Below are 24226 nucleotides of genomic sequence, written 5' to 3' on the forward strand. Positions count from 1 at the left end.
TTCCCGCCCACCGCGCCACGCGGGCTCGTTGCGCCGTGCCAGGCCCCCCCACCACGATGGGGCGGGCGGGGTCTGCGCGGCTTCAAGTTCCGGCTGACGGCTCGGACGTTCAGATCTTTACGAGTTCGACCGTGGACAAGGGGCCGAAGGGGAGCTGCGCCAGCGGAGCGCCGACGGCAAGCGGACCGAGATCGATCGCGAAGAAGCCCATCGCGTCGAGGATCTTGCGAACGTCCGCCTTCGCCCCGGCATCGTCGCCGGAATAGAAGAGCACGCGCTGGCCGCCGGATGCGGCGGCATTCGTCAAGACCCGGGCGTCGAGGTGATTGAAGGCCTTGACCACGCGTGCGCCGGCAACCCAGGTCTCGAAGATGGAGCTGGACGCGGAACTGCCGATGTCCAGCGCCTTGACGCCGTAGGCGGCGAGAGGGTTGCTCGGATCGGCAGGAGCGCCCGGCTCGAGGAATTCCAACGGGTTCAAGGCGTCGATGACGATGCGGTTGTTCCAGGCGGGCAGGGCGCCGAGCACGCGCTCGGCATCCGTCCAGCGCATGGCCGCGATCACGATGTCCGCGGCGGCCGCCTCTTCCACCGTGCCGGCCGTGATGGACGGGCCGAGCTCGGCGACGAGGTCGGCGAGGGAGCCAGGGCCACGGCTGTTCGAGATCGTGGCTGCGATGCCGTTGGCAGCGAATGCCCTGGCGAGTGTGGATCCGAGGGCGCCCGATCCGATGATGCCGATGCTCATAATGAACTCCTGTTGACGAGGGGCTTCCATTGCCGATCCGCCGCGCCCCGAGACGGCAGACCGGAAGGGGTTCGATCTATCAATATGTCGACAACACATCGACACATTAAGATAAAATGCTACCAGACGATCGGCAGCGAAAACTGACCGAGACGCGCCACGTCGGTTGCGACGTCGGCAATCGAGACCTTCGCCAGTTCGTCCTCCATTCCCTTGCGCGCTTTCTGGAGGAAGGGCGTGAGGGCGCTCTGGATGTTTCCGCCGATCGCACAATTCTGGTTGGGCTGTTGGCGGTGAAAGGTGAACAATTCCGTATCCTCGACGGCTTCGTAAACATCCAGCAACCGGATGCGTTCGGCCGGCTTGGCCAAAAGTGCTCCGCCGCCCGCGCCCATCTGAGATCGCGTCAGACCCGCTTCGCCGAGGCGAGACAGAAGGCCCCGGATCACGACTGCGCCGGTGTTGGCCGAGCAGGCGAGGTCCTCGGACCGCATCGGCCGGCCATCGCCGACCGCGAGAGCGGTGAGGACATGGACAGCGACGGCAAATCGGGAGGTCGTGGGCATCGTCGTTTCCGTTTGTGTGTAACCGACCCTATGACACACCTTCGGTCCTGTCAACGGGTTTTTATCGGGCTGCAGCTCCCTGGCAACGGGTCAGCCGTTCGATCATCCATCGACCTGCCGGACCCGGCGGTTCCACGGTTCTCCAGATCGCGAACATCGCAATCGACATGGCCTCCGGCGGGAGGTCCTCGACCTTGAGTTCGACGAGCCGGCCCTCCGCGAGATCCCTTGCGACGACGTGAAACGGCATGGTGCCGTATCCCAGACCGCTGAGGAGAAAGGCTTGTTTGGCAAAGAGATCCGCCAGCCGCCATGTCGAGGGCGACAGGACGCCGAACTCGCGCCCCTTCGTCAGATCGGTACGATCCGTCAGCACGAGCTGGACGTGCCGTGCCAGCTCCGCCCTCGGAATGATCCCGGGAAAGGCGGCCAGGGGATGATCGCGGGATGCGACCATGGCGATGTTCACGCTGGCGATGCGCTCCGAGGCGAGACCCTGCGGCGCCGTCGGCAGAGATCCGACGATGCCGAAGCTCGTGCGCCCGTCGAGCACGGGAAGATAGGTGCTGCCGAGCGCCTCGACATAGAGCCGCAACGGCGTGCGGGGGAAGTTGGCCGTGAAGTCCCGCGACGCCTCGGCGATGACGGATATCGGGAAGAAGACGTCGATCACGGCGGAGAGTTCGGCTTCGAGCCCGCCTGAAATGCCCTTGGCACGTGCCTTCAACCCGTCGACCCCGGCGACGACCGAGCGTGCGTCGGCCAGGAGAACCGTGCCCTCCCTCGTCAGCTGCGGGTAGCGGCCGCTTCGATCGAAGAGCTGCACGCCGAGCTGGGCTTCCAGATTGGCCATGATCTCGCTGACCGCCGATTGCGTCCGCCGCAGGCGCCGCGCGGCGGCGGAAAAACTGCCTTCTTCGGCCGCCGCAGAGAAGGTCCGCAGTTGGTCGAGGGATACGCCGTCCAGCATGTCGGTTCCTTCTATCGGCCGATCCGATGGATACCATCGCGGAATACAGGCTCCTCTACGTTAGGCAAGCCTTTAAGTCATCACAGCGAGCTTCCCGACATTCCACCGATGCGGCGGCGGGGAACACTTCTAGAAGAGAATTGTCGGCGTGTCCCGACCGGCCGTTCGATCTTCTGCAGGCACGGACGGAGACCTTCATGACCACGACATTGAGCGCCGTCGATCTTCTCCGGCGCAGCTTCGACCGGTTTCTTCTCAAGGACATGAAGGGCTGGACCGACCTCTGCGCGGAAACGGTCGTCGCCGAGTTTCCGTTCGCACCGGACGGTTTTCCCAAGCGCATTGAAGGACGCGCCGCGCTCTACGAGTATCTGCGCGGTTATCCTGATGTCATCGACGTCACGTCGCTTCCGACGCTGCGCATCTATGCGACCGAGGACCCGGCCGTGGCCGTCGCCGACTGGAGCGTCTCGGGCCGCGTCATCGCAAACGGCAATGCGTACGAGATGAGCTATGCGACCTTCGCGACGTTCCGAGACGGCCTGATGATCACCTACCGCGAGTTCTGGGATCCCATGACGTTCCTAGCGGCTCTCAGCGGTGGAAGCTTCGCCGCCACGGCGGGCGCTGCCTGATCGAAATCGCAGTCGGACGGTTTTTCAAATTTCGGTCGTCGGACGGACGGCCGGCAACGCTCCCCCCCAAGGAAAGGACACGCATGACGAGAGACCGAAAGATCGCGCTCGTGACCGGTGGAAGCCGGGGACTCGGGCGCAGCACGGCGCTGGCGCTGGCCCGCGGCGGTACCGATGCGGTCGTCACCTATCGCCGTCAGGACGATGCGGCGCGTCAGGTGGTGCGCGAGGTGGAAGAGCTGGGTGGACGGGCGGTCGCCCTCGCTCTCGACACGGCCGAGGTTTCGACGTTTCCCGCGTTCGCCGAGGCGCTGTCCGCCGCCTTGGCCCGGACCTGGTCGCGAGATCGATTCGACATCCTCGTGAACAATGCCGGGATCGGTCTTCATGCGCCGTTCGCCGCGACGAGCGAGGCGGACTTCGACCAGCTGATGTCCGTACACCTCAAGGGGGTGTTCTTCCTGACCCAGGCCTTGCTGCCGATGATGGAGGATGGCGGGCGCATCGTGAACCTGTCCAGCGGGCTGACCCGATTCTCACTGCCCGGCTATGCCGCTTACGCCATGATGAAGGGCGGGATCGAGGTTCTGACGCGATACCTCGCCAAGGAACTCGGGTCCCGCGGCATTGCGGTGAACACGTTCGCGCCCGGCGCCATCGAAACCGATTTCGGGGGTGGCGCGGTGCGCGACAATGCCGGCCTGAACAAGATGATCGCGGGGCAGACCGCGCTGGGACGCGTCGGCCTGCCCGACGACATCGGTCCCGCCATCGCCTCGCTTCTCTCGCAGGACAATCGCTGGATCAACGGCCAGCGCATCGAAGCATCGGGCGGCATGTTCCTCTGACGCCGACCGGCGAGCCGACGAGGCACAGGATCAACCCTCGCCAGACCCATCGCAGTCCATCGGGTCACCCGATGGAAACCATCGAAAAACAGCGGCTGTTTCCGTGGGGATCGGGATGTCATCTAACAGCATGATGAAATTCATCCAGCGAATTTTCTTCCGCAACGCAGCTGTGCCCGGTCAGGGACAGTCGGAGACTGCAGCCATGACGAACATCCTTCACATCGACTCCAGCATCCTCGGCGGCTACTCGGTGAGCCGGTCGCTGACCGCCGACATTGTCGCCCGACAGGTCGAACTGCATCCCGGCGCCACCGTCGTCTATCGCGACCTCGTCTCGGATGCGGGCCTTCACCTCTCGGATGCCCACATGGCCGTGTTCCAGGGCGGTGCGGTCGGCAGTCCGGCTCTCGGCCAGGATCTCGCGGTCGGCGCGGCCTATATCGACGAACTCTTCGCCGCCGACATGATCATCATCGGCGTGCCCATGTACAATTTCTCCGTCCCGACTCAGTTGAAGGCCTGGGTCGACCGTGTCTGCGTCGCCGGACGGACGTTCAAATACGGTGCGAACGGCGCCGAGGGTCTCGTGACCGGGAAGAAGGTCTTCCTGGCCTCCACCAGAGGCGGCATCTACTCGCAGGGGCCGGCTGCGGCACTGGAGCACCAGGAAACCTACATCCGCGGCGTGCTCGCCTTCATCGGTCTGACCGACGTGACGATCGTCCGGGCCGAAGGGTTGAACATCAGCGCAGATGCCAAGGCCACCGCCGTGGCCCAGGCCAAGGCGGAGATTGCCGCGCTCGCCGCGTAACGACCGGAAAAGGACGTCCGTCATCTCCCTGCGCCGGCTCCCGTGGAGCCGGCGCATTCCCTTCGACGCCATCCCGACCGGACGGTCCGATCGGCCCAGAGACCGCAAGGCAGACCATGGAAATCGGTATCGACAGTTTCGCCGCCACCATTCCCGACCCCCGCACGGGTCGAATAGTGTCGCCGGCGGACCGGATGGAAGCCCTTCTCGCCGAGGTCGAAACAGCCGACCGCGTCGGCCTCGACGTGTTCGGGATCGGCGAGCATCATCGTCGCGAGTTCCTCGATTCGGCACCGGCCGTCATCCTGGCCGCGGCTGCGGCGCGGACCCGGCAGATCCGGCTGACCAGTGCGGTCACGGTTCTCAGCGCGGCCGATCCCGTGCGCGTTTTCCAGGAATTCGCCACGGTCGACCTCATCGCGCGAGGACGGGCCGAGATCGTCGTCGGGCGCGGCTCCTTCGGGGAAGCCTACCCGCTGTTCGGTCTCGCCATGCACGATTACGACGCGCTCTTCGCCGAGAAGCTCGACCTCCTGTTGAAGCTGCGGGACGAGCCGCATCCGACCTGGCGCGGCAAGTTCCGCGCGCCCTTGGCGGGGCAGGGCGTCTTTCCGCGGCCCCATCAGGCGTCGATTCCGATCTGGCTCGGGGTCGGAGGCACGCCGCAATCCTTCGTTCGTGCCGGCACGCTCGGCCTGCCCTTGATGGTTGCGATCATCGGCGGGAGTTTCGAGCGGTTTCGCCCGTTGGTCGATCTCTACCGGGAGGCCGGCCGCAGAGCCGGGCACGCGCCCGAAGCCCTGCGGGTGGGCGTGCACGCCATGGGATTCGTCGGCGAGACGGATGCCGCGGCCAAGGACGCCTTCTTTCCCGGCTGGGCGCACATGTTCACCGAGATCGGACGCGAGCGCGGCTGGTCGACGGCCACGCGTGCGCAATTCGAAGCCATGTGCGGCCCCGGCGGCGCCTTCCTGATCGGCAGTCCGGCCACCGTTCAAAGCCGGGTGCTGGCTGCCAACGAGGCCCTCGGCGGCATCTCCCGCATCACCTTCCAGATGAGCTCGGCCATGCTGGAGGTCGGCGCGATGCAGACGTCGATCGAACTCCTCGGCACGACAGTCGCGCCCGCCGTGAAACAGGCGCTGGCGGTTCGCGGCAAGGCCTGAGACGGTCTCCGGTCTCCGGTCTCCGGTCTCCGGTCTCCGGTCTCCGGTCACCCGTCTCGATCCGCTCAGATCCGACTTGGAGCCGCGCGTCGAGACTCTTCGCCTCCAACAGGCTCTGGCCTTTCAGCCGGCCGGAGCGGGCCTGTCGCGAAAGAGGCGGCTTTTTCGATCGGCAGCATGCGCGGCCGCACCGGCAGGCCGGAGCTTCGGCCGACTTTCGCGGCCCGGAAAGGTCCTCGTCCCGCACGTCTTCGTCAGGTTATGTCGCGCCAGATCGCTTCGACCTCGGACCGCAGCATCAACGCGTCCAACGTGCGATCGGAGAGTTCCTCGTCGTCCGCGCCGGTGATCGCGTAGGGACGAGGCCCGAGTTCGCAGAGGAAGATGCAGTCCGAGCCGGGAGCGGCCCGTGTCTTCCAGTGGCGGAAGCCCTCGCGCCAAAAGTCCAGGAAGAGATCCAGCCAGGGCCTATGCTGGGCGAAGCGCGTCGAGACCTGAACCTGACAGCGCGTCGCGACGCGGCCTTGAAAGCTGTCGGATCGCGCGAGGATGCGGGAGAATTGCGCGCGCAGCTCGGCCTCGAGCGGCAGCATCGGCTCCCGGTCGACGACGTAATGCGAAAGATCCGCGGCAAGGCGCATCTCCGGGACGGCGTCGATCAGCTGGAGGGTCGAGAAGAGGTCGTTGGTGATCGAAGCGCGATGGGTTTCGAACTGAATCGGGACCTGTTCCTCCGATGCCACTCTCAGCCATTCCCGGACGACGGGAATCATGCCCGAGACCTGGACGGGCATGACCTGCCCCACCACGACGACGAAGGGCGAACCGATGTCCTTGGCCAGGTGCAGTGCCGGCCGAAGCTCCTCGATCGAGCGGGGAAAGGCGGTGAGGAGACCGCCGAGACCCGTGCGGGCATAGTTGGGAACGAGGCCGCGCGCCGTCTCCAGATCCATCGCGCCGAGATCGATCGCCATGCCGTCGTAGCCGTAATCGCGCGCGGCGTCGAAACGCTGCTCGACCGGAGCCTCGGGATGGCCCGGGCGTCGCAGTTCCGTTGCCCAGAGCGACTGGTAAACGCGCAGCCTGCCGCTCATGCAGAGGCCGCGGGACGGGGGCCGACAGGCTCGAGATCGGTGTCGTCCGAGATCCAGATCGCGTCGTCGGGATAGTCGGCCTCCGTGCGTCCATTCCAGAAGGCCTTCACGACCGCCCATTGGAACCCGAGATAGGACATGGACGGCGGCTTGCGGTCCTTCTCCACGAAGATCGTCTCGTGGAGCTTCGGCAGGGTGTAGCAGGGCACGCCCGGAAAGGCGTGATGGGCCGTGTGGTACTGCATGTTCCAGCAGAGCCAGCGCATCACGGCGTTGGTGCGGGTCGTGCGGGTGTTCTGCGTGATCGCGTCGACATGCGGCAGGCCGAGATGCTCGATCGTGTTCTGCAGCTGGTGCACCGGCTTCATGACGATGAGGGGAAGGAGCCAGAGCTGGACGGCCAGCCAGGAGCCCGACCCGATCGACAGGAGTGCGATGCCCACATAGGCCGCCATGTGCCAGCGTCCCTCGCGCACGACGTCGGCCTTGCGGTCGTCCGGGATGTAGTGCTCGCGGACCTGGCCGAGGGTGAAGCGCAGGATGCGCGTCACGCGCGTGTACCAGTAGGTCGGCCCGAAAACCCAGAGGAGGTAGGAGGCGAGCGTATAGCGAGGGCGGCCGAGCTCGCCGTCCTGATCCCAATCCTGCGTGAAGCGGTGATGCGCGAAGTGCTGGATCTGATCGAAGTCGCGGGGGTAGAGCAGAAGAAATCCGAATGCGCGACCAAAGGCTTCGTTGAGTTTCTTCGTCTGGAAGACCGTCCAGTGCGACAGCTCGTGCTGGCCGGCATAGAGGAAGTTCAGGAGCACGCCGTGCGCCGCGAAGAACGGCACCATCCAGATCGTGCCCCAGGTCGCGGCGAGGGCTGTTCCGGTGAGGGCGAGCGCTGCGAGATGGCCGCCGACCTGAAACCAGCCACGCCGGTCGGACTTGACGCTCAATGCTTTCAGTTGCGCGGGGCTGATCATGTCGCGCCTGCCGAAGACCTCGTCCATCGGAATGCCCTTTCGTTCGCTCGGATAAGATGTTGGCGGAATCAGCTCTCGCGGCGCTCGAAGGCCATGCGCGTGAGAAGAAGGACGGTCGTCACGACGATGAGCACGACCGATAGGGCTGCGACCGCCGGATCGATGTTGTCGCGAACGCCCATCCACATCAGGCGCGGCAGCGTGATCGCGTCGACGGAGGTGACGAAGAGCGTGACGCCGATTTCCTCCCAGGACAGGACAAAGGCGAGGAGGGCGGCGGTGAGGATGCCGAACCTGATGTTCGGCAGGATCACGCTGAAGGCTCGTCGCGCGACCGAGGCGCCGAAGCCGCGGGCGGCGAGGTCGATCCGCCGGTCGACGCCGGACAGCGCGACCAGGATCATCACGACGGCGAAGGGCGTGATCATCACGACATGGGCGAGAACGACCCCCAGCCACGTGTCGTAACCGACGCTCTCGCTGAAACCGGACAGGAAGGTCAGGAGGAAATAGAGCACCATGGCCGAAACCACCGGCGGAACGATCATCGGCAGGAGCACGAAGCCGACGAGGACGGCGGAGAAGCGCGGCCTTACCATCCAGATGCCGAGCGAAAAGGCGGTTGCGAGGCTTGTCGCGACGAGGCTGGAGACGATGCCGATCTTCAGGCTGAGGAGGAGGCTTCGACCCCAGGCCGGATTGTCGAGGAGCGCGCGGTAGTGGACGAGCGAGAGGTCCCCCTTCGGCATGGACAGGAAGCGCGCGGGCGTGAAGGAAATCGGCACGACGGCCAGAAGCGGCATCAGGAGGAAGACCGCGACGAGCCCGCCGAGGAGAAGGGCGATCGGACCTGGGCGGGACGCGGTCATCGTCCGCCTCCGACCAGCGCAGGCCGCGCGAAGCGGAAGAGCGTTGCCATGAGGAGGCCGACGAGCGCCACCATCATCACGGAGATCGCGGCTCCGAGGCCCCAGTCCGGGCTCTGGAACATCCGGATATAGACGAGTTCGGCCATCATGACGCTTCGACCGCCACCCAGGATGGCGGGGGTCACGAAGAAGCCGAGGGAGAAGACCAGGACGACGAGGCCGGCGCCGGCGATGCCCGGCAGCGTCATCGGCGCGAAGACGGACCAGAACAGCCGGAGCCGCGAGGCGCCCATCCCGCGCGCGGCCAGAAGCACGCGCTCGTCGATGCCGCGCATCGAGGAGGCGATCGGGAAGACGGCGAAGGGAATGAGGAAGTGCGTCATGCCGACGACGACGCTGAACTCCTGCCCCGTCATCTGAAGCGGCTGGGATACGACGCCCGCAGCCTGGAGCCAGGTGTTGAGAAGTCCGCGGTTGGACAGGAGCGCCAGCCAGCCGAAGGCGCGCGTCAGGACCGAGATCCAGAACGGGATGAGGATGCAGATCTCGGCGATCCGTCGCTGCCAGGTCGTGCCGCGGACCCAGACATAAGCGATGGCGTAAGCCGCGAGCACCGAGAGGACCGTCACGGTCAGGCCGATCCGGAAGGTGCGCATGAGAACGGAATGGACCAGCGGGTCTCCACCGAGCTTGGCGTATTGCGCAAGGCCAAGCTCGGGTTCGGTGACGCTCCAGCGCGCGACGCCGAGAAAGGGGACGAGATAGGCGACGAGGAGGAACGCCAGCAGCGGGGCCGTGAGGAAAAGAGCGGTGCGGGCCGGCGTTCGTCCGTTCATGGCGGGTTGCTCAAGCCGAGATGATCTTGGTGTAGTCGTCGAGCGCCTTGCCGTAATTGTCGGCATACCAGGGCATGTCGAGCGCCACCTGCTTGGCCGCATTGGCGGGGTCCATCGGATTGATCCGCCGCTTGTCCTCGGGGATCATCGCATCGGCGGCGGGATTGGCCGGGCCCTGGCCGAGCATGTCGAACATGACGAGCTGCCGCGCCGGATCCTGCGTCGAGGCGATGAACTTCATCGCATTGTCCTTGCCGCCGGGATTTCCCTTGATGACGCCGAGCGCGCCGGGCGAAATCAGGCCCTGGTCCCAGATGAACTTGATCTGCCCGCCGGAATCCTTTTCGAGGATCGATGCGCGGGTCGACCAGATCAGCGCCATGGAGGCGTCGCCATTGAGGAGCACCTGCTGGCTTTCCGCCCCGCCGCCCCAATAGGACACGATGTTGTCCTTGAAGGCCGCGATCTTGTCGTGGGCGCGCTTCAGGTCGAGGGGATAGAGCTTCTCGGGCTCGACGCCGTCGCCAAGGAGGGCCGCCTCCCACATGGCCGCACCCCATTTGTACATCGAGCGCTTGCCGGGGAACTTCTCCACGTCGAAGAAGTCCTTCATGCCGGTCGGCGCCTGGTCGCCGAAGACGGCGGAGTCATAGGCGATGATGTAGGAGAAGAAATAGGTCGAGGGCGCGTGGTCCCAGGCGAAGCCCTCGCGGAGCTTGGTCTTGTCGACGATGGAATAGTCGATCGCTTCCATCATGCCCTGCTTGCCCAGGGAAATGGCCGAGAACGGATCGGCGTCGACCACGTCCCAGGTCGGCTTGCCCGACTTGAACTGCGCGATGATCGCGCCTTCCGTCGGGCCGGTGCCGTCCTCCTTGATCGCGATGCCGGTTTCGGCGAGGAACGGCTTCCCATAGGCCTCGTCATAGGCCTTGATGGCGTCGCCGCCCCAGTTGACGAGGACGAGATCCTTCACCTCCTGCGCGAAGGCGCCGCCGGATCTTAGCAGCGCGGGCGCACCCGCGAGGATCATGGCCGCCAGCTGCGTGAAGCGGCGGCGGCTGATCTCGCCCGACCTCGTCTTGGCCGCGAGGATCTCGATGCAGTCTTTCTGGAAGGCTTCGTTCATGGCCGGTCTCCATCGGGCGTGAGGATCTGTGGAACGGTGCGTCTTGCGGTCGGTCTCGTCGTTCGGGATCAGGCGGCCGGGGGCGCGGGGCCCTCGGTGCCGGGCAGAAGGAAACCCTTGTCCTTCGGCCATGCGATGCGCACTTGGCCGCCGGGCATGGCCCCGGCGGCGTCCGGGGATGGGAGCGTGATCGTGAGCGGTGTGCCGCCCGCCGTCGCCAGTTGCAGACGCGTCGCGGGCCCGAGATAGGTCGATGCCGTGACGCGGGCGAAAAGGGCGTTCTCGCCATCCGCGATGTGACCGTTGGCCAGATGCATATGCTCGGGGCGCACGGCGAGAAGGGCGTCGGAGCCGATGCCGGCGCGGGCGGGCGCCGACAACGCGCCCTCCTCGAACCGCCCGACGGAACCGGTCCCGTCCGGCCCGACGCCCTTCAGGGGCAGCATGTTGATCTCACCGAGAAATTCCGCGACGAACCGATTCTCGGGCCGTTCGTAGACGGCCTGCGGCGCTCCGATCTGGAGCACTTCGCCATGGTCGAAGATCGCGACGCGCGATGACAGGGACAAAGCTTCGTTCTGGTCGTGCGTGACGAAGACGAAGGTGGTGCCGAATTCCTGGTGCAGCCGGCGAACCTCGTCCTGCATCAGGCCGCGCAGGTGCTTGTCGAGGGCCGAAAACGGCTCGTCGAGAAGCAGCATGGCCGGCTCGAAGACGAGGGCGCGGGCCAGCGCGACGCGCTGCTGCTGGCCGCCGGAGAGCTTGGCCGGCACCTTGGCTTCGTGTCCGGAAAGACCGACGCGCTCCACCATCGCGGCGACGCGGCTCGCGATCTCGGCGCGCGGACGTCGGCGCACCACGAGGGGAAAGGCGATGTTCTGGGCGACCGTCATGTGCGGGAAGAGGGCGTAGCCCTGGAAGACCATGCCGAAGGCGCGGTCCTCGGCCGAGATCGCGGTGATGTCGGCCCCATCTCGCAGGAGCCGACCCTCGCTCGGCGCTTCGAACCCGGCGAGGATCATCAGGAACGTCGTCTTGCCGGAGCCGGATGGGCCGAGCAGCGTCAGGAACTCGCCGCCTTGGATCGTCAGCGAGATGCGCTTCAGGGCCTGGAAGGTTCCAAACCGCTTGGCGATCCCCGCAGCTGTCACATCGGCCGGCTTGCGCATGCTCATCCTTTTTCGATGACGCTTCGCCGACGATAGGCGCGGTTTTCCCTCACGACAAATGAGGATTTTCGAATCGAGAGCGTAAATTCCTTCACGGCACTGGCGCGGGGCGCGTCAGGTCTGCATCTCGATTAGGCGGCGCGCGGGATTGTCGTGCTTTGCGCCAGTCGGGAGCGCAGCCAATCGGAAAAGGCCAGCAGCGCGGGGTTGCCGGTGCGGTGATGCTCGACGACAAGATAATAGGCGCGCGCGGACCGGATCGAGAGGTCGAGCGGGCGCACGAGACGACCCGATTGAAGCGCGTTGTGGCAGGTCAGTTCGTCGCACATGGCGATGCCCTGGCCGGCGGTCGCGGCTGCCAGAACGAGGTTCATGTCGGAGAAGACGATGCCCGTCTCGGCATCCGGCGAGGGATAGGCGGCGGCCGCCAACCAGCGCGTCCAATCCTCGTGATTGCCGAGGTGCAGGAGCGTCGTGCGGAAGACGTCGGCGGGTTCGGCGATCCCGCCGATGCGGTTGAGGAGGACCGGGCTGCACAGCGGCGTGAACTCGACCTCCGCCAGGCGCTCGACCGATCGACCCGGCCAGACACCGTCGCCAAAGGCGATGAACGCATCCATTTCGGGGTTCGAGACGTCGTCGAGCCGCTGGGGCGTCGCGATGGTGAGCGTCACGTCCGGGCAGAGTTCGAGGAATTCGCCGATGTGGATGCAGAGCCACATGGAGGCCAGACCCGGCGTGCAGGAGACGGCGAGGGCCCCCCGGATCCCCCGGTCGCCGAACTGGACGGCGGCGTCGCCGATCAGGGTCAAGGCCTTGCGCACGTCGCCGGCATAGCGACGCCCCTGGGGTGTCAGCGACACGCCCTTGCCGTCGCGCCGGAGGAGATCGAAGCCGAGATCGCGTTCGAGGCCGCGAAGCTGGTGACTGACCGCGCTCCGGGTGAGGTTCAGCTCCTCCGCCGCTCGCCAGACGCTGCCGTGACGCGCGAAGCTTTCGAGCGCCCTGAGGGACTGGGTCGATGGAACGCGCATGGACGAATTTTCCCGGTGAACGCCCGCAAGGGTGAAGGAACTTTGCGACGAACGCAAAAAACAATCGCTTTTCCAAAGTGAAATTCACCGCTTAGGTCGAAATCTGCCCCGCTGCCTTGCCTGGAGACACGTCATGACGCGCCATGAACCGTTTGCCGACGCCTTCTCGCTGCAGCGTCGGCGTGCCGACGGCGGCACCGAGCGCCTGTCCGGCTGGGGGTTTCGAAACGAGACGGATGTGCTGACGGACGTCCTCCTCGGCTCGCCGGTCCATCTTCGCCATCTCGCGACGAGTTCGCTGTCGCGCAAGCATCTTCGCGAGAACCCCTGCAACATCCAGGTCGCCCAGGCGCAGCACAAGGAGCTGGTCGCGGCCTACGAGCATTTCGGCGTCGAGATCCACTGGCACCATCCCGAACCGGAACTGCCGATGCAGGTCTACGCCCGCGATTCCAGCGTGATGACGCCCTATGGCGCGGTCATCACCGCGATGGCCGACTGGTGGCGACGGGGGGAGAACTATGCCGCGATCCGCAGCTACGAGCGGCTCGGGATCCCGATCTACGACATGGTGACGGCCGGAACCTTCGAAGGCGGCGACTTCAACGTCATCGAGGACGGCGTCGTCCTCATCGGCTGCGGCGGCGCGCGCACGCAGGAGGAGGGCGCCCGGCAGGTGGAAGGCTGGTTCCGGAAGGAGGGCTGGGAAACGCGGCTCGCCTTTTTCGACGAATATTACGTGCATATCGACCTGATGGTGGTGCCCATCGCCGAGAAGCTCACCGCGGTCTGCCTGGATTGCACCGAGCCCGGCATCGTCGACTGGCTGAAGGGCAAGGGCCACGAGATCGTCGACGTGCCGTTCCGCGACACGATGGACCTCGGCTGCAACTTCATGTCGCTCGGCCGATCGCGCGTGATCGCGCCGCGCACGAGTCGGACCCTGGTCGCACGGCTGAAGGCTCTCGGCTTCGAGGTCGCGGCGATCGACATGAGCGAGATCTCGAAGACCGGCGGCGGAATCCACTGCATGGCGCAGGCGCTTCGCCGTCGGCCCTGATCGAACCTGTCAGGTTGGGCCGAGCCACCTCCCGGTCGGCTCTTGCCCAGCGGATTCGTTCCTGCTTTGTGCCAACGCACGAGTCGAGGCCGGGGCATGCCGCAGGACATCAAGAATTTCGCTGAAGGGGTCCGCAAGGGGCTCGGGATCTACATCCGGTGCCAGTGCGGGAAGACGGTGACGTTCCGTGCCGCCGATTTTCGCGCGGTCCTCGGACCGGGGGAGGACATCAGGGATCGGGTCTGGCGCTGCTCGTGGTGCGGGCAGCGCGCGGGCTATGTCCGCTATACGACGATCGATCGGAACGACCGGGAAGGTCTGGCGCAATGGCGTCCGTTGCCGCCGACGCTGCGCTGACGAGCGACGACCGGCGCTGTCGTCGCCCGCCCGACAGACGGTGCTCGGCATCGCCCAAGCTGGAGCGAGCATGACCTCCAGCGGCTTCTTCCCATTCTTGCGCTCGCGACGGGAGCGAAGTGCTGGCAAGATGAGGTGACGATGTCAGGCGGTGAATCGCCGTGGCGCCGTGCGACAGGTGGCGGGTTCGGCCGACCGTTCGTCGTGGACGGCCTCGCAGTTTCGGAGTGATCATGCGCAAGACGCTTCTTTGTCTCGGCCTTCTCGGCCTCGCTTCGGCCGCCGGCTGCGTCGCCGCGTACAATCAGCACGAACAGGCGCTGCGGCAGGATTTCGACAATTGCGCGGTCTACGGCACGGAGTACAAATCGCCCGCTCATGCCGAGTGCATGGCCTTGCAGCGACAGCGCCGGGAATTGGCGATCCGGCAGCAGAACGCGATCACCGCCCGAAACAACGATTACATCGCCGCGCACACCTACTGATCCACTAGCTGCCGGTCCTCGACGCGAATGGGATCGACGCGATCGGGATGGACGCGATCCAGCGTCGTGCCGGATCGCGATCCTGATCAGGACATCGCAGGTTCCGCCGCCGGTTCGGCCGTGCGCTTTTTGCGGCTGAAGATCTTGGCGGTCAGGCTCATGACGGCGACGAAGAACAGCGGCACGAAGAACACGCCGAGCGCCGTCGCCGCAATCATGCCGCCCATTACGCCGATGCCGATCGCCTGCTGCGCGCCGGCGCCGGCGCCCGATGCGATGGCGAGCGGCAGGACGCCGAGGATGAAGGCGAACGACGTCATGAGGATGGGGCGCAGGCGGAGCCTCGACGCTTCCAGGGTCGCTTCGACGAGGCCCTTGCCCTGGGCCTGGAGATCGCGGGCGAACTCGACGATCAGGATGGCGTTCTTGGCCGCGAGGCCGATCGTGGTGAGCAGGCCGACCTTGAAGTAGATGTCGTTGGACTGGCCGGCCAGCCATGCCGCCGTCAAGGCGCCGAAGACGCCGATCGGAACCGCGAGGATGACGGAGAAGGGCACCGTCCAGCTTTCGTAGAGGGCCGCGAGACAGAGGAAGACCACGAGAACCGAGATCGCATAGAGCAAAGTTGCCTGCGATCCCGACAGGCGCTCCTGGAACGACAGGCCGCTCCAATCGACGGTGTAGCCGTTGCCGAGTTCGCCGACGCGTTGCTCCATGCGGTCCATCGCCTCGCCCGAGCTCGTGCCGGCGCCGGCCGATCCCTGGATGTTGACGGCGGACACGCCGTTGAAGCGCTCCAGGCGGGAGGGGCCCTGTTTCCAGCTCGTCCGTGCGAAGGCGGAGAAGGGCACCATTTCGCCGGTGTCGTTGCGCACGTACCAACGGTCGATGTCGCTCGGCAGCATGCGGAACGGCGCGTCGCCCTGGACGTAGACTGGCTTGATGCGACCGTTGTTGTCGAAGTCGTTCACGTAGGTGCCGGCCCAGGCATTGCTGAGGACGCCGTTGACCGCGGAGACGCCGATGCCGAGGGCGCCCGCCATTTCCTGGTCGATCCGGACGTCGAGCTGCGGCTGTTGCGCCGTGCCGTTCCGGCGAACGCCGGACAGGCCGCCATCGCCATTGGCCGACTGGATGAGCTGCTGGGCCGCTGCCGCCAGCGCGCTGGGCCCGGTCCCGCCGCTGTCCTTCAGGTACATCTCGAAACCGCCGGCCGTTCCCATGCCGGGAAGTGCCGGCGGAGAGAGGGCGATGACGCGGGCGTCGCGAATTCCGGAAAACGCCTTCATCGCGCGGCCCGCGACCGAGGCGGCGTCCTGCCCGTCGCCCTCCCGCTCCTTGAACGGCTTCAGGCGGACGAAGGCCATGGCGACGTTCTGTCCCGTGCCGCCGAAGTTGAAGCCGGCGGTCGCGAAGATGCCTTCGACCGTCTCCGTTTCCTGTTCCAGGTAGTAGGACTCGACCTGTTCGAGGACGGCGATGGTGCGCTCGCGCGTCGCGCCGACCGGCAATTCGATCTGCGTCATCAGCACGCCCTGATCTTCCGGCGGCAGGAAGGAACTGGGGAGCTTGGTGAAGAGCCAAGCCGTGCCGCCGCAGATGAGGAGGAAGATCGAGAGAATGCGCAGCGGGCGTCGGACGATGCCGCCCACCGTGCGCTCGTAGCCGTTGGTCATGCGGGAGAAGCCGCTGTTGAACGCGCGGAACACGCGGTTCTTGCGCCGTCCGTGCGTCGGCTTCAGCATCGTGGCGCAGAGCGCCGGCGTGAGGACGACCGCCACCAGAACCGAGAGCAGCATCGCGGTGACGATGGTGATCGAGAACTGCTGGTAGATGATGCCGACGGATCCGCCGAAGAACGCCATCGGCAGGAAGACGGCGGAGAGGACGAGCGCGATGCCGACGAGCGCACCGGTGATCTCGCGCATCGACTTTTCCGTCGCCTCGCGCGGGCCGAGCCCTTCTTCCTCCATCACGCGCTCGACATTCTCGACGACGACGATCGCGTCGTCGACGAGAAGACCGATGGCGAGCACCATGGCGAACATGGTCAGCGTGTTGATGGAATAGCCCGCGACCGCGAGCACGCCGAACGTGCCGAGGAGGACCACGGGAACGGCGATGGTCGGGATCAGCGTCGCCCGCCAATTCTGCAGGAAGACGAACATCACGACAAAGACGAGGATCACCGCTTCGATGAGCGTGTGCACGACCTTCTCGATCGAGAGCTTCACGAAGGGCGTGGTCTCGTTCGGATAGGTGATCTCGATATCGGCGGGAAGCGAGCCCTTCAGCGAGTCGATCGCCGCATGGACGCCGTCGGCCGTGTCGATGGCATTGGCGCCCGCGGCGAGGTTCACGCCGAAGCCCGCGGCCGGCCGTCCGTTGTAGCGCGCGCTCGTCGCGTAGCTTTCCGCGCCGATCTCCACCCGGCCGACATCGCCGATCGTCACCAGCGCGCCGTCCTGCGCGGTCTTGAGGATGATGGCGCGGAACTGGTCCGGCGTCTGCAGCTGGTTCTGCGACGTAACGGTGAAGTTCATCTGGGTGCCGGACGCGGCCGGCTGGTTGCCGAGCTGGCCGACCGACACCTGTACGTTCTGCGTCGCGATGGCCGACGTGACGTCGGATGGCGTCAGCTGGAACTGCGCGAGCTTGTCCGGATCGAGCCAGATCCGCATCGCGTAACCCGAGCCGAAGATGTTGAGGTCGCCGACGCCGGGAACGCGGCGGATGGTGTCTTCGAGCTGGGTCGAGACGAGATCGGCGAGATCGACGGAGGCGTATTGCGGGTTCTCGGAGGTGAGGGCGACCACCATCAGGATGCCGGACGAGGACTTCGTCACCGTCAGTCCCTGCTGCCGCACGGCTTCGGGCAGCTGCGACTCGACCTGCGCCAGCTTGTTCTGGACCTGGACCTGCGCGATGTCCGGGTCCGTGCCGTTCTCGAAGGTGATCGTGATCTGCGCGGTGCCGGCCGAGGTGGAGTTCGACGCCATGTAGAGGAGGCCGTCGAGGCCGGTCATGTTCTGCTCGACAATCTTCGTGACCGAGTTTTCCAGCGTTTCGGCACTGGCGCCGGGATAGGTCGCGCTGATGCGAACGTTGGGCGGCGCGATGTCCGGATAGCGCGAGATCGAGAGCTGCGACAGGCCGAGAAGACCGCCCAGCATGATCGCTATGGCGATCACCCAGGCGAAGACCGGACGGGCGATGAAGAAATGCGCCATCGCCTACTGCTCCTTGCTCGCCGGGGTGGCCGCGGCCGTTGGCGCGACGGTGGCTGCCGTGCCGGCATCGGCGACCTTCGCCGGTTGCGCGAGCGGGCGCACGACGCCGTTCTCGTCGAGCGTCACCTCCACGGGCGTCACCGGCTTGCCGATCTGCACCTTCTGGAACCCGTCGACGATCAGCCGATCGCCTTCCGCGGCGCCCGCCGTCACCAGCCAGCTCGTTCCGACGTCGGACTCAACGGTCAGCACGCGTTGCTCGGCGGTGCCGTCCGCCTTCACGAAGGAGGCGACAGGCTCGCCCTTGTTGTTGCGGCTCACGGCTCGCTGGGGCAGGAGCAGGCCCTTGTCGTCGACGCCGATGCGCAATGCGGCGCGAACGTACATGCCGGGCATCAGGTCCATGTCCGGATTGTCGAACAGCGAGCGAACGGTGAAGGTGCTGGTCGTCTCGCTGACGAAACGCTCGCGGGCCGCGAGCTGGCCGACCCTGTCGTAGGGCGTGCCGTCCGTCAGCGTCAGCCGGACCTCCGGCGGCGCGGCCGGGTTTCCGAAGCTCGACCGCAGGGCCCCCGATTCCAGCGCCGCGCGATGCTTCAGGAGATTGCCGGAGGATTCCGTCAAGTCGACATAGACGGGGTCGAGCTGGCGGATCGTGGCGAGCGCATCCGTCTGGTTGGCGGTCACGAGGGACCCCGTGTTGACGTTCGACGTGCCGATCACGCCGGTGATGGGCGCCTTGATCTCGGTATAGCCGAGATTGATCCGCGCGGTCTGGACCTCCGCCTCGGCGACCTTCACATCGGCGACCGCCTGGAGATAGGTGGATTGCGCGTCCTCTCGGTCCTGCTGGCTCACGACCGAATTGGACGACAGGTTGCGATAGCGCTCGGCTTTGGCCTGAAGGGTCGGGATCGCCGCCTGAGCCTTGGCCAGCGCGGCTTCGGAGGACGCGAGCTGGGCCTCGTAGAGGCTGGGGTCGAGACGGTAGAGGAGGTCACCCGCCGTCACCTTGGTGCCTTCCTTGAAGACGCGTTCCTTGACGATGCCGCTGACCTGCGGACGGATCTCGGCGGTCTGGAACGCGACGACGCGGCCGGCCATGTTGCTCGCGATCGTGACCTCTTGCGCCTTCACCGTGATGAACCCCGCCTCCGGCGGCTTCTGCGGAGCCGCCGCCGCCTCGGGCTTGCCGGAGGCATCGCTGCAGCCGCTGACGACGAGGCCGAGGACGAAAATCGCACCGGCGGCGACGGCGCGTCTGCAGGAGATCACGGCTGGCGTGGAACGGAAGGTCATGTCGGCACTCCGGTGGGCGGCGGTCAACAGGGCTCGGCGACGTGATCGTCAGGGCCGTCGTCTTCGTCGGAACGACGTCGGCGGCGGCCCGGGAACACATGCTCTTTTGCAGTGCGAAATGTTTGGCAGGAAATAGGCGTCGTGAGGCGAAGTGTATCCGCCGCTTCGCAAAGCCTCGTGATCGCGCCGTGCGGATACGTTTCGAAACACGATTCTTTGGTGGCTTGACTCGAAGCGTGTGCGGTCGAGCGATCGAGCGACGGGCCATTACCTGGGCAAGGAAAGAGATCGGCACACCCTGCGCCGACGCCTTGTGCCGAAGCTGCGGTGCCGCCAAGACGACGGAATCGAAGAACGGGAGAGGTTGGATCATGGTCGCGCCGCTGAAGGACGAGAGCATGCGGGCGGCGGTCGTGACCGGGCCGGGGCGTGTCGAGGTGACGCAGGTTCCCCGTCCGGTGCCGGGGGCCGGGGAGGTGCGTGTGCGGCTCGAAGGCTGCGGCGTCTGCGCCTCCAACCTCACGCCTTGGTCGGGTCCCGACTGGATGCGCTTTCCGACCGAACCGGGCGGCCTTGGCCACGAAGGCTGGGGCATGGTCGATGCGGTGGGCGAGGGCGTTTCGGAAGACCTGCTGGGCCGCCGGGTGTCCGCGCTCTTCTACAAGAGCTACGCGGAATACGACGTCGGCGATGCCGCGTCCGTGGTGCCGCTGCCGGCCGCGCTCGACGGGCGCTGCTTTCCGGGCGAGCCGCTCGGATGCGCGATGAACATCCTGAAGCGCAGCGGCATCGAAGACGGGCAGACGGTCGCCGTCATCGGCATCGGCTTCCTCGGTGCCCTCCTGACGCGCCTCGTCTCGGCGGCGGGTGCGCAGGTCGTCGCGATTTCACGCCGGCCTTTCTCGCTCGAGGTCGCGCGCGCCATGGGAGCGTCCGAGTCGATCCTGATGGAGGATCACCATGCGATCATCGAACGCGTCCGCGAACGGACCGCCGGCCGCTTCTGCCAGCGCGTGATCGAAGCGGTCGGCCAGCAATGGCCGCTCGACCTCGCGGCGGAACTGACCGCCGAACGCGGCCGCCTGATCATCGCGGGCTACCATCAGGACGGGCCGCGACAGGTGAACATGCAGCTCTGGAACTGGCGCGGGCTCGACGTCGTCAACGCCCACGAGCGCGACCCGGCGGTCTATGTCGACGGCATCCGGACGGCCGTCGAGGCCGTCTCGACCGGCCGTCTCGATCCGTCGGGCCTCTTCACCCACTCCTATCCGCTGGAGCGGCTCGCCGACGCGCTGAACGACACGCGCGACCGTCCTGACGGCTTCCTGAAGGCGCTCATCCGCTTCTAGTCGGCGCAACGCCCTCTGCCCCCCGCGGATGTGTCGACAAGGCCGAAGGAGGGAGCCCGCCCTCATTCCGGCTCACCTCTCCTCCCTGGTGGGGGTTTTAGACGCCTTCGAGCGGCATCGTCTCCTCGCGGGCCCGGCTCCCTTCGCCTGTCCCGGCGAGGGCCCGGCCCGGCGCGTAGCGGGCGACCATTTCCGCGCAGAAGGACGCGAATTCCTCCGCGACCTCGGGCGGGCTGGTGTGGTGGGGTTGAAGCCCACGATGTTCCGGCGTGAAGCAGAAGGTGACGGTCGTGTCGAACGGCGCAAGGGCCTCCATCTGGCGGTCGAACCAGTCGAGGGCGCCGTCGCGGAAGCGATCGGCCCAGGACAGGCCGGTGCGCACGTGACGCACGCCGAGCTGCCGCATCCAGTCGACGGCCCCGTCCAGCCGGTGGTCCCCGAAGTGGAACCACTGGCAGAGACCCATCTGCGCGGCATAGGGCGCATAGGCCTCAAGCGAGGGCTTGGGCGAGCCGTCCTCGCGCAGAAGCCCCATGTGGAAATGCCGGTAATAGGAAGAGCCCTCCGCCTCGCGATGGCGCGTGGTCGCCTCCCAGGTCTTCGGCAGGTCGTAGAGGCTATACCAGTGGATGCGCGGCGCCTTGCCGATGAGGAGTTTTGCGGTCTTCTCGACGCCCCAGGCCTGGACCTCCTCCGATCCGAACGAGGAGACGCCGACCTCCGTCACCCAGACGGGCTTCTGCGTCACCGCCTTGATCTCCTCGATCTTGGCCGGCCATTCGTCGATCGCCCAGAGGTTCCAGTCGAGCGGAAAGCCGTGGACGGCCACGACGTCGATCTCCTCGAGAGCGCCCTTGGCCTCCAACCGCCGGATGAAGAAGGGATCGATCGGCGACATCCCGCCGAGCACCCTCGTGAGATCCGGATTGATGGCGCGGATGGCGCCGCCCGCCCGACGCGTCATGTCGGCGAAGAGGTCCCATTCCGGATCCAGCAGCGGATCCCAGTGCGATTTGTTGTTCGGCTCGTTCCAGATCTTGACGGCTTCGATCATCGGGGGGCTCCGTTTTGGAACTGATGCTCGTCGGAGGAATGTCCCCGCGCAGGGTAGACCGGACCTGCCTCGGTCGGACGGGTCCCGCGCCGGCACAGGAAGACCTCGCTCTCCGGATGATCGAGGATCTCGAACCCGGCGCTGCGCAGCATGGCGGCGCTGCAGGCGGCATTCGGCGCCCACCAGTTCGTCCAGTCGTGCGCATACTGGTGCTCGATGAAGTGGAGCTTCGGATAGCCCGGCTCGTCGAAATGGGCGACGTCGGCGAAATCGTAATCGGCACGGACGGGATGAACGGCGTCCGAACCGCGCTGCATCGACTGGAACAGGAGGAGGTCGCCCGCGACATGTTCGTGGACGAGGTCCAGCGCCAGCAGCGGATGGCGCAGGTGGTAGAGCACGCCCATGAAGATCACGAGATCGAAACGCTCGCCAAGGCGACCGAGGTCGTAGACCGATAGGTTTCGAAATTCGATGTCGGCCGCTTCGACCTCCGCCGCGAAGCGAGCCTGCGCCAGATAGCGCTCGTCGGTGTCGATCGCGAGAACGCGGTCCGCGCCGCGTCGCTTCATCTCGATGGAATAGAAACCGGCATTGCAGCCGATATCGAGAACGCTACGTCCGCTCAGATCCTCTGGCAAGGCATGAGAAAAACGACTGAACTTATTGGCAGGATAGTCATAAAGGAAATGGTTCGGCGCCGTTCGGACGCCTTTCAGATCCATGTTGTGGAACCAGTCTCCCAGTTCGGCGATCCGTCTGCGGATCTCGTCGTTGGTTCGTTCCGTCATGAACAATCTCCGTTCAGGCTGACGAGGCGCGCGGATCCGGGCTCCACGCGGAGTACCGTGATGGAGGCGGGCGCGATCTCGAAACGGTCGTGATCGCGCAGCGACAGACCGAGCGCGAAGGCGACCGCCGCCTTGATCACGTCGGCATGGCTGACCGCCACGAGCGTCCGCGCGCCGCGACGGGGAAGGTCCTCGAGCCATCGGGCGATCCTCTGCTGGACCTCGAGCATGGTTTCGCCGCCGGGCGCGCGAACCTGGTCCCGCCCGGCATTCCAGCCACGCCAGTGCTCGTCGGGATCGAGGTCGTCGAAGCGCGCGCCGGTCCAGGATCCGAAGTCGATCTCGATCAGGGCCGGCTCGATCGCGAGGGGCACGCCGCAGGCTGCCGCGATCGGCTCTGCGGTCTGGATCGTGCGTTCCAGCGGACTCGAGACCACCGCGTCGATGTCGGCTCGCTCAAAGCGCTCCGCCAGACGACGGGCTTGGGCAAGACCTGCTGGGCCCATGAGGATGCCCGGCGTCCGCCCGCAGAGACGTCCCTGCAACTGGTCGTGGACGCCGTGACGGACGAAATGGATCAGCGTCACGAGGCGAGGCGCGTCTTGGCTCGATCCGTTCCCGCGATGAAGGCTTCGGTGCGTTCGCGCGCTTCCTCGTCGGTGAACTGCTCCGGCGGCGATTTCATCAGCCAGCTCGATGGCCCGACGAGCGCGCCGGAGACGCCGCGGTCGAGCGCGAGCTGGGCACAGCGGACCGCGTCGATGACGACGCCGGCGCTGTTCGGACTGTCCCAGACTTCGAGCTTCAGCTCCATCGAGAGCGGCACGTCGCCGAACGTGGTGCCTTCCAGCCGAATGTGAGCCCATTTGCGGTCGCCGAGCCAGGGAACATGGTCACTGGGACCGACATGAACGTCGTCGGCTGCGAGCGGCACGTCGAACTGGCTGGTCACGGCCTGGGTCTTCGAGATCTTTTTCGACGTCAGGCGATCGCGCTCCAGCATGTTCTTGAAATCGGCATTGCCGCCGAAGTTCAGCTGGTAGGTGCGGTCGATCCGGACGCCTCGCTCGCGCATGAGATTGGCGAGGACGCGATGGACGATCGTCGCGCCGACCTGGCTCTTGATGTCGTCGCCGATGATGGGAAGCCCCGCATCGGCGAAACGGGACGCCCAGATCGGGTCGGAAGCGATGAAGACGGGGATGCAGTTCACGAAGGCGCAGCCGGCTTCGAGGGCGGCTTCGGCATAGAAGCGCGTGGCGGCTTCCGAGCCGACGGGGAGATAGGAAACGAGAACCTTCGTGCCGCTGTCGCGCAATGTCCGCGCCACGTCCGCCACGGGCACGTCGGATTCCGCGATGTCCTCCTCCATGAAGCGGCCGATCCCGTCGAGCGTCGGGCCGCGCGAGACCGAAACGCCGCAAGACGGGGGAGCCGCGAAGCGGATCGTGTTGTTCGGACCGGCGAAGATGGCCTCCGAGACGTCGCGCCCGACCTTCGCCGCGTGGATGTCGAAGGCCGACGCGATCTCGACGTCCGCGATCTGGTATCCGCCGAGGTCGACATGCATCAGCCCGGGCGGCAGCGCATTGTTGCCCGTCGCCGTCGCGTAATGGGCCAGCCCCTGCACGAAGGACGAGGCGCAGTTGCCGACACCGACAAGGCCAACGCGCACTTTGTCTCTGCTCATCACTGGTTCCTTTCAGCGATGGAAGATATCGCAATCTCAGCATCTATGTAGAAGCAGCGGTC

The 24226-nt window shown here is 66.1% G+C and carries 24 protein-coding genes; 8 read left to right on the top strand and 16 right to left on the bottom strand.

All coding sequences use genetic code 11. The annotated features are described in order from the left end of the window. Window positions 1-109: 109 nt before the first annotated feature. From ASG43_RS05470 to ASG43_RS05480, 3 genes are all read right to left on the bottom strand, one after another. Window positions 110-748 (bottom strand): NAD(P)-binding domain-containing protein, encoded by a 639-nt coding sequence (locus tag ASG43_RS05470; protein ID WP_056501454.1) that lies wholly within the window; start codon window positions 746-748, stop codon window positions 110-112. Between the two features lie 119 nt (window positions 749-867). Beyond that, window positions 868-1314 carry an Rrf2 family transcriptional regulator gene (locus ASG43_RS05475; RefSeq protein ID WP_056501456.1) on the bottom strand — a complete coding sequence of 149 codons (447 nt, stop codon included), beginning with the start codon at window positions 1312-1314 and terminating at the stop codon, window positions 868-870. A gap of 61 nt (window positions 1315-1375) precedes the next feature. Next, window positions 1376-2284, bottom strand: coding sequence for a LysR family transcriptional regulator (locus tag ASG43_RS05480; protein ID WP_056501459.1), 909 nt, complete (start codon window positions 2282-2284; stop codon window positions 1376-1378). 197 nt (window positions 2285-2481) lie between these two features. Here ASG43_RS05480 and ASG43_RS05485 point away from each other — a divergent pair, with 197 nt between their 5' ends. The 4 genes from ASG43_RS05485 (at window position 2482) to ASG43_RS05500 (ending at window position 5747) form a co-directional block, all read left to right on the top strand. Then, window positions 2482-2919: a nuclear transport factor 2 family protein gene (locus ASG43_RS05485; protein ID WP_056501595.1), complete on the top strand. Its 438-nt coding sequence runs from the start codon at window positions 2482-2484 to the stop codon at window positions 2917-2919. Between the two features lie 83 nt (window positions 2920-3002). Next, window positions 3003-3767 (top strand): SDR family oxidoreductase, encoded by a 765-nt coding sequence (locus tag ASG43_RS05490; protein WP_056501463.1) that lies wholly within the window; start codon window positions 3003-3005, stop codon window positions 3765-3767. Between the two features lie 205 nt (window positions 3768-3972). Then, the gene (locus ASG43_RS05495) at window positions 3973-4581 is read left to right on the top strand and encodes an FMN-dependent NADH-azoreductase (RefSeq protein WP_056501465.1); all 609 of its coding nucleotides are present in this window, start codon (window positions 3973-3975) and stop codon (window positions 4579-4581) included. 116 nt (window positions 4582-4697) lie between these two features. Beyond that, entirely contained in the window at window positions 4698-5747 is a 1050-nt protein-coding gene (locus ASG43_RS05500) for an Atu2307/SP_0267 family LLM class monooxygenase (RefSeq protein ID WP_056501469.1), read from the top strand. Window positions 5748-6001: 254 nt separating this feature from the next. Here the strand turns inward: ASG43_RS05500 and ASG43_RS05505 are convergent, their stop codons facing one another. The 7 genes from ASG43_RS05505 to ASG43_RS05535 all read right to left on the bottom strand — a co-directional run bounded on the left by ASG43_RS05505 (window position 6002) and on the right by ASG43_RS05535 (window position 12846). Continuing rightward, window positions 6002-6841, bottom strand: coding sequence for a TIM barrel protein (locus ASG43_RS05505; RefSeq protein ID WP_056501472.1), 840 nt, complete (start codon window positions 6839-6841; stop codon window positions 6002-6004). Then, on the bottom strand, window positions 6838-7836 hold the full coding sequence (locus ASG43_RS05510) for a fatty acid desaturase (RefSeq protein WP_056501476.1): 999 nt from the start codon (window positions 7834-7836) through the stop codon (window positions 6838-6840). Before ASG43_RS05510 ends, ASG43_RS05505 begins: the two co-directional genes overlap by 4 nt. Before the next feature lie 41 nt (window positions 7837-7877). Beyond that, a complete protein-coding gene (locus tag ASG43_RS05515; protein ID WP_056501479.1) occupies window positions 7878-8678 on the bottom strand; it encodes an ABC transporter permease in 801 nt (266 codons plus the stop codon). Further along, window positions 8675-9514, bottom strand: coding sequence for an ABC transporter permease (locus ASG43_RS05520; RefSeq protein ID WP_056501481.1), 840 nt, complete (start codon window positions 9512-9514; stop codon window positions 8675-8677). Before ASG43_RS05520 ends, ASG43_RS05515 begins: the two co-directional genes overlap by 4 nt. Window positions 9515-9524: 10 nt before the next feature. Continuing rightward, complete coding sequence (locus tag ASG43_RS05525) at window positions 9525-10643, bottom strand: ABC transporter substrate-binding protein (protein ID WP_056501484.1); 1119 nt, start codon at window positions 10641-10643, stop codon at window positions 9525-9527. 68 nt (window positions 10644-10711) lie between these two features. Then, window positions 10712-11812 carry an ABC transporter ATP-binding protein gene (locus ASG43_RS05530; RefSeq protein ID WP_056501596.1) on the bottom strand — a complete coding sequence of 367 codons (1101 nt, stop codon included), beginning with the start codon at window positions 11810-11812 and terminating at the stop codon, window positions 10712-10714. 131 nt (window positions 11813-11943) lie between these two features. Beyond that, window positions 11944-12846 carry a LysR substrate-binding domain-containing protein gene (locus tag ASG43_RS05535; protein ID WP_056501489.1) on the bottom strand — a complete coding sequence of 301 codons (903 nt, stop codon included), beginning with the start codon at window positions 12844-12846 and terminating at the stop codon, window positions 11944-11946. Between the two features lie 133 nt (window positions 12847-12979). Here ASG43_RS05535 and ASG43_RS05540 point away from each other — a divergent pair, with 133 nt between their 5' ends. The 3 genes from ASG43_RS05540 (at window position 12980) to ASG43_RS05550 (ending at window position 14748) form a co-directional block, all read left to right on the top strand. Beyond that, entirely contained in the window at window positions 12980-13906 is a 927-nt protein-coding gene (locus ASG43_RS05540) for a dimethylarginine dimethylaminohydrolase family protein (protein ID WP_056501492.1), read from the top strand. 96 nt (window positions 13907-14002) lie between these two features. Further along, window positions 14003-14263, top strand: coding sequence for a hypothetical protein (locus tag ASG43_RS05545; protein ID WP_056501494.1), 261 nt, complete (start codon window positions 14003-14005; stop codon window positions 14261-14263). Window positions 14264-14496: 233 nt separating this feature from the next. Beyond that, complete coding sequence (locus tag ASG43_RS05550) at window positions 14497-14748, top strand: hypothetical protein (protein WP_156386493.1); 252 nt, start codon at window positions 14497-14499, stop codon at window positions 14746-14748. 86 nt (window positions 14749-14834) lie between these two features. Here the strand turns inward: ASG43_RS05550 and ASG43_RS05555 are convergent, their stop codons facing one another. Next, window positions 14835-17978 (bottom strand): efflux RND transporter permease subunit, encoded by a 3144-nt coding sequence (locus ASG43_RS05555; protein ID WP_056501499.1) that lies wholly within the window; start codon window positions 17976-17978, stop codon window positions 14835-14837. A 3-nt stretch (window positions 17979-17981) separates the two neighbouring features. Continuing rightward, the gene (locus ASG43_RS05560; protein WP_056501502.1) at window positions 17982-19277 is read right to left on the bottom strand and encodes an efflux RND transporter periplasmic adaptor subunit; all 1296 of its coding nucleotides are present in this window, start codon (window positions 19275-19277) and stop codon (window positions 17982-17984) included. Between the two features lie 371 nt (window positions 19278-19648). Between ASG43_RS05560 and ASG43_RS05565 the strand changes: the two genes are divergently transcribed. Next, the gene (locus ASG43_RS05565; RefSeq protein WP_056501504.1) at window positions 19649-20629 is read left to right on the top strand and encodes a zinc-binding dehydrogenase; all 981 of its coding nucleotides are present in this window, start codon (window positions 19649-19651) and stop codon (window positions 20627-20629) included. Window positions 20630-20726: 97 nt separating this feature from the next. On the opposite strand, the gene ASG43_RS05570 is transcribed toward ASG43_RS05565, so the two are convergent. Genes ASG43_RS05570 through ASG43_RS05585 form a run of 4 tightly spaced genes read right to left on the bottom strand, consistent with a single transcriptional unit; the run spans window position 20727 to window position 24164 of the window. After that, complete coding sequence (locus tag ASG43_RS05570; protein ID WP_056501507.1) at window positions 20727-21683, bottom strand: glycosyl hydrolase; 957 nt, start codon at window positions 21681-21683, stop codon at window positions 20727-20729. Continuing rightward, window positions 21680-22474 carry a TIGR04290 family methyltransferase gene (locus ASG43_RS05575; protein WP_056501510.1) on the bottom strand — a complete coding sequence of 265 codons (795 nt, stop codon included), beginning with the start codon at window positions 22472-22474 and terminating at the stop codon, window positions 21680-21682. Before ASG43_RS05575 ends, ASG43_RS05570 begins: the two co-directional genes overlap by 4 nt. Then, entirely contained in the window at window positions 22471-23061 is a 591-nt protein-coding gene (locus ASG43_RS05580) for a histidine phosphatase family protein (protein WP_056501513.1), read from the bottom strand. Before ASG43_RS05580 ends, ASG43_RS05575 begins: the two co-directional genes overlap by 4 nt. Continuing rightward, a complete protein-coding gene (locus ASG43_RS05585) occupies window positions 23058-24164 on the bottom strand; it encodes an inositol-3-phosphate synthase (RefSeq protein WP_056501515.1) in 1107 nt (368 codons plus the stop codon). Before ASG43_RS05585 ends, ASG43_RS05580 begins: the two co-directional genes overlap by 4 nt. Between the last annotated feature and the right edge of the window lie 62 nt (window positions 24165-24226).

The sequence above is a fragment of the Aureimonas sp. Leaf454 genome (assembly GCF_001424685.1).
GTDB lineage: Bacteria > Pseudomonadota > Alphaproteobacteria > Rhizobiales > Rhizobiaceae > Plantimonas.